This window comes from Megasphaera sp. AF13-6AC (assembly GCF_027685385.1).
In the GTDB taxonomy this organism is placed as follows: domain Bacteria; phylum Bacillota; class Negativicutes; order Veillonellales; family Megasphaeraceae; genus Megasphaera; species Megasphaera micronuciformis.
Genome location: NZ_JAQCUN010000129.1, coordinates 1 through 3,417, shown reverse-complemented (window position 1 = coordinate 3,417; position 3,417 = coordinate 1). Strand labels below are relative to the sequence as shown.

General features: G+C 43.0%; 3 protein-coding genes. All 3 read right to left on the bottom strand.

The annotated features are described in order from the left end of the window. Positions 1 to 317 (bottom strand): ESPR domain-containing protein (locus PGX78_RS06920; protein ID WP_270446100.1); only part of this gene is annotated, 317 nt, incomplete at its 3' end. Between the two features lie 674 nt (positions 318 to 991). Next, entirely contained in the window at positions 992 to 2,308 is a 1,317-nt protein-coding gene (locus PGX78_RS06915) for an MFS transporter (RefSeq protein WP_442864809.1), read from the bottom strand. Between the two features lie 301 nt (positions 2,309 to 2,609). Beyond that, positions 2,610 to 3,417, bottom strand: an 808-nt coding sequence (locus PGX78_RS06910; RefSeq protein WP_270446096.1) for a hypothetical protein, incomplete at its 5' end; no start/stop codon positions are given.

The following is a 3,417-nucleotide window of genomic DNA, read 5'->3' as shown; positions in this document are numbered from 1 at the left end:
CCGAGAGCAATACGACCGTTTCCGGGAGTTCCTGTAACATTATTCTGGCCGCCAATAGCAATGGCATTTTTATTAACACCCTTGTTACGATAAGCCGGATAAAGACCGTTCGGTTCAATATTGATAGCACTATTACCGTAATCGTCACCTGCCAAAGCCTGCTGCGGTGCTAAACCGCCGGCAACGCCGGCCATCATGAGGCCTGCCAAGACGGTTGCCAACACCTTCTTCTTGCCGCCGTTTGACTTGGCATATTCCGACACAACTACATAACACTGTTTAGACTTACTCCAAACAATCTTAAAAACCTTATTCATTCTTCACATTACCTTCCTTTCCAAAAAATAACGATATAAACATACAATTGTCGATGTTACAGGTTTTTAACCTTTCGTTTCGTCGCATAAACGAAACTTTCGCCATGAGCTCAATTTTTTAATAACTTACGTGCATGTTATTTTACAAAACTTTTTCTATTATTTCAAGATAGTAATCGTTTTCCGTTAGTAATTTATAAATGAGTTGAACTCATGTTTTTTGATGAGGTTATCAAATTTATTCATGATGACAAGCTCTTGATTTTTTATAAAAAAAGACCTTTCCAATATGCGATAACACCGCATACAGCAAGGTCGGAGCTTGTTGTCCGCGTTTCTCCCACCCCCCGGAATTTCTTCTCACCAAATACGGACTCCATATTCTTTTGTGTTATTATTTATTTTTCGTGCATACTCTCTCTACCCATACCACCCTCTTATATGCCATACACATTTTTATACTCACGTCATTCCTAAACGGAATATAATTTGTATTTCGCTAAGATTTTACCATTAATTTATTTCCGTTTATCTCTCATTCTGTTACAGTTTTATAACATTCAATTATCCGTTACGTTTCATTCCATATTACTCGGTTATAATGCTGTAAAAAACGGGAACCCCTGTATCATACAGGAGTTCCCGTTTCATATTGACTGAATCCTTCGTATCCATTATGACAAACTTTCCAATTCTTTTCGCTTCGTTTCCCTTCCCAAGGTAAGGACAATAAAGGAAATAAGTACAAATACACCGGCAAAGATATAGAATATATGTCCCATATCCCAAGCATCGGTCAAAAGGGCTCCTACAAGAAGAGGTGCCACCATACCGCCTACACGACCGAATCCCGTAGCCCAGCCGCAACCCAGACCGCGAATCTCCGTCGGATAGAGTTCGGGTGTATAAGTATAGATAACGCCCCAGGCACCGAGATTGAAGAAAGACATGGTCGCTCCCCAACAAAGCAGTGCCGTAACAGTCTCAGCGTGTCCGAAAAAGTAACTGGCTATGCCGCTGCCCAACAAAAACAGGGACAAAGTATAGCGCCGTCCCAGTCGATCGACGAGCCAAGCCGCCGCTGCATATCCCGGCAGCTGAGACAAGGTCATGACGAGGACATATTCAAAGGTTTTAACTACCGTAAATCCTTGTTTAAATACAAGGGAAGGAAGCCACATAAAGACGCCGTAATAGCTGAAAACAATGCCGAACCACACGAGCCATAGCATGACGGTTCGCTTAATAAACCGTCTTGTCCAAAGAGCCGTAAAGGAGCCTTTTGTTTCTTCCGCCACATCCTTTTCCGTCACTTCAAGGGGACGAGGTTCCATATGGCAACGTTCTTCCAAGGAAGAAACAATGTTTCGGGCTTCTTCTATTCTTCCCTTTTTTAAAAGATAGCGAACCGATTCGGGTAAGTGCATACGAATAACCATGGTATATAAGGCCGGTAAGGCTCCGATGAGAAAGGCCGTACGCCATCCCGTCACGGGAATAATAAAGTAGGCGATAAGGGCTGCCAACAACCAGCCGACGGCCCAGAAGCTTTCCAAGAGTACCATAAAACGACCTCTTGCACGCCCCGGAACGTATTCGGTCACCAGCGTAGCCGCTACGGGTAACTCACCGCCCAATCCCAGCCCTACTAAAAAGCGAAAAAGAACGAGTAACTCATAATTCGGTGCTACGGCACACAATCCCGTAGCCAAGCTGTACAACACTATGGTGACGGAAAATACGGTTTTTCGCCCCACTCTGTCGGCTAAGGTACCTGCGGCTACAGCCCCCAGAGCCATACCGACAAGGCCGATACTGCCGAGCATCCCCGCCTGAGTAGCCGAAAGCCCCCATTCTTTGATAAGCAAGGGTAAAACAAACGCAATAAGCCCCGTATCCATAGAATCAAAAACCCAACCGATTCCGGCAACCACCAACAGCTTATAGTGAAACGATGAAACGGGTAACGCATTTAAACGTTCCAGCACAATATCATCCTCCTTATATTATGTATATAATTGTGCAAATACGCATTTTAAATTTTAAACCCGATTTGTATGCATCTCTCGTTTGTTTTCGCAAAAACAGGACAGCATCTATCTTCTATCCCCTTTTATTTTATCATCACTATAAATGCTACTTTATAAGTATAGCATAGTTATTCTTATAAACCTTATAAAACTTTCACATACCCATGCCGACACCTATTACTTTACTTTATACACTTTTAAAGCAATATAAAAAGAAGCCTCTTTAATAAGAAGCTCCCTCTTATATTACATTATATAAATATTATAATTGTTGACGTAAATTCACAATACGTCCTTCTTCATAGGGCGAAATTAATTGTCTATCCGCCTCCATACCGGCCTGCAGTGAAAAGAGTACCGTTTCATTTAAATAGAACCGTAATTCATTGTTTTCAACTTGTCGTGTATTGTCAGCCAAAATATTCAGGAAGTCTTGTTCAAACATGGCCTTGTTCTCCGGCGTTACATAGGAATGAGTGGCAAAAAATGTTTCATAGTCATGATAAAGCTTATAGACCGCCTGTTTGCCGTACGCTGCTTCCTTCCAGCTGTGACTGTCACGATACAGATTGACACGAACGTACATGTAATGCAGAACCTGATCGTTATACCAACCCTGTTCGGATTTTACGCCCACACCGACTTCCTTGACCAACTGCCCGCCTCTTTGTACCTGTAAAGTCGTAAATTGTTGCAACGCCTTATACACTTCCGTATTCGGAACGACGATAGCCGTCATTTCCTGAACTGCCGTCACAAATTGTGCCGCCTCTTCAGCTGTAGCCACGACTACAGCTTGCCTTGAACCGCGTAATGCAGTCAATGCTTCCATTTGTTTTGCCGCCAATTCAAGGCTTTTAGTCGTCGTGGTAAAAACCGTGTGTTGAACTAAAGGATATGTGTAGACCCGAAGATGAGGAGAAAAATACTGAAGATCTGTCAGCCAACCGTTTACCTGCTCCGTCGTAGAGCTGGAGCCTAAAGCAACGCTGTTGATCTCCGTTGCCTGTGCTGAATCCTTCGTATCCATTATGACAAACTTTCCAATTCTTTTCGCTTCGTTTCCCTTC